3 protein-coding genes are annotated in these 2053 nt (G+C 37.0%); all 3 read left to right on the top strand.

All coding sequences use genetic code 11. The features are described from left to right. On the top strand, positions 1-528 hold a 528-nt coding region (locus ACFILU_RS06880; RefSeq protein WP_375675353.1), incomplete at its 5' end, for a hypothetical protein. Between the two features lie 326 nt (positions 529-854). Next, positions 855-1169 carry a hypothetical protein gene (locus ACFILU_RS06875; protein WP_273790330.1) on the top strand — a complete coding sequence of 105 codons (315 nt, stop codon included), beginning with the start codon at positions 855-857 and terminating at the stop codon, positions 1167-1169. 3 nt (positions 1170-1172) lie between these two features. Continuing rightward, positions 1173-1757 carry a hypothetical protein gene (locus tag ACFILU_RS06870; protein WP_375675351.1) on the top strand — a complete coding sequence of 195 codons (585 nt, stop codon included), beginning with the start codon at positions 1173-1175 and terminating at the stop codon, positions 1755-1757. Positions 1758-2053 lie beyond the last annotated feature (296 nt).

Genomic DNA, 2053 nt, shown 5'->3' with positions numbered 1-2053 from the left:
GCAAAACGTGGTCGTCCTCGGATTAAAGGGTGTATCAGAGAACCAAATGGACGCATCTCACGAGCAAAAACACCGCATGAACCCATGGATAAATTGGCAATTGAAATGCGTGCCAAACGCTTCTGTTTGACCATAGAAGAGGCTAAAAATCCACTTTCCAGTACCTATATTGGGCGGCTTTATTTGCAAGGCGAAATAAATCAAGACCAATATGATGCTGCGCAAAAATATCTTGAAGTGAAAAATGACTATTCGTGTGCAAAAGGTTTGCCAAGTGCTGTTTATGATAAAATGCCCTCATCTTCTGATGAGACAGCAAAAGAAAAATGGATTAAATTTGCAACAGAACAGTTTTCAAACATGCAAGAGGCTATCAAAGAAGCACAACACCTCTATAGACAGTATAATCTTTATGCCGCGATACAACATCTTGTTATAGAAAACAAAACATTACCACATCTTGTTAGTTCTTTGCGTATTGCTCTAAATGCTCTCCAGAAGTATTTTTATCCAAAAAATAAATGGTAAATGCTTTAACGTATAAACGATTTTTGGGAACGGAATATTTGCATCATTTGTTTGTAAAGCAGCATATTTAGGTAAAAAATAAAAAAAAATACAAGATCATGATTTTTTTGTTGACATAGTGTAAAAAATCGTATTTAATGACAGTACTGCACTAGTTGTATTGTGTCTAAAATTCAAAAATATCCCCAAAAATTCAGCAAAATGTGAACTTGAAACGTGGCTAGAAAGCCCTGTTTTCTGGGGAATTCTGACTAATCTATTTTTCAAATAACAAAAATCAATAATTGACTAATGATGTCATTAATTATGACGCAAAAGGAGCAATGATGAAAGCTGTCATCACTAAGCCAATGTGTGTTGTTGGAGACAATAAAAGCACTGTTCGCTTTGAACCATCAACACCCAATAATCCATTTGTTGAAGTTTCTAATCAAGTCTACGCACGTCTCAAGCGCGCCAATGCTGCAAAACTTTTTGTTGACGTCAAGACAACAGCAAAAACAGATAAGGCAATTGAACAAATTAAACAGATAGAACAAGAAGCCGTACAAACATCGTCTGAACCAGTGACAGAGGAAATTCCACTCGAACAGCCAAAAGCATCTAAAGCTTCCAAGTCACCTACCCCAAAAAAGGCTTAGAAGTTGAAGTTAATCATCCACCAAAAATGGTATCTTCAACAGGTGAAGGATACCTTCACAAGCCTTCAAGCCCCTCGCCTTAATTGGGCTCTGCGTAATGCTCTAAACACTGCAGCAAAACAAGTCGAACGCTTTGCAGAAAAACAAATTGCCGATGTTACATCTGCCCAATCAAAGCGTGTCAAAAAAGGTGTTTATATTAAAGAAAAGGCTACAGCAAAGCTTCTCGAGACAGATATCATTGGTTCTGGAACACCGATACCTCTTAAATTTTTTAAAGCACAAGAAACAAAACGCGGCGTAACATACACACTGTTTGGAAAGAAAGAAATCTTACCCCATGCTTTTATCAAAGGTGGGAGTTTTCCAAAGCGCGTTGAATTAAAAAAGCTGAATGGGAATGTGTTTCAAAGAGCCGATGGAGATCAATTCCCCATTGCAAAACAAAAAGGACCCTCAATTGCTGGGGTAATGTCCAAGCCAGAGATTGCAAGTACTATTGTAAAAAAAGCCAATGAAAGATTAATTGCCAACATACAGTACCAACTTGCTCGTCAAGAATATGCCGCCAATAAGAAAGCTAAATAATGTTCTTAAGCTATGTCAACACGCTACTCACTTTAATTGTAATTTTTAAAGCAGATTATCATTTGCGCTTTGGTTTTTTCCAGAAAAAATACAATAAAATCAATGCAAAAGGTACTTCCCAGCGGGTTGGCTTCGTTGCGGGGCAGACGAGCGCGAACTATCGCTAGCGACAGAATTTTCAAATCAACTGTACATTGTACACTTAACTCATTGAGAAATAACAATTTCAATATGTACACTGTACAGTATGTGAAACGTTTTCTTAGCAAAAAGTAATTTTTATTACTTGACAATTC

Source organism: Bartonella sp. CL100XZDX (assembly GCF_042195375.1).
In the GTDB taxonomy this organism is placed as follows: domain Bacteria; phylum Pseudomonadota; class Alphaproteobacteria; order Rhizobiales; family Rhizobiaceae; genus Bartonella.
This window is presented reverse-complemented; position numbering and strand designations above follow the sequence as displayed.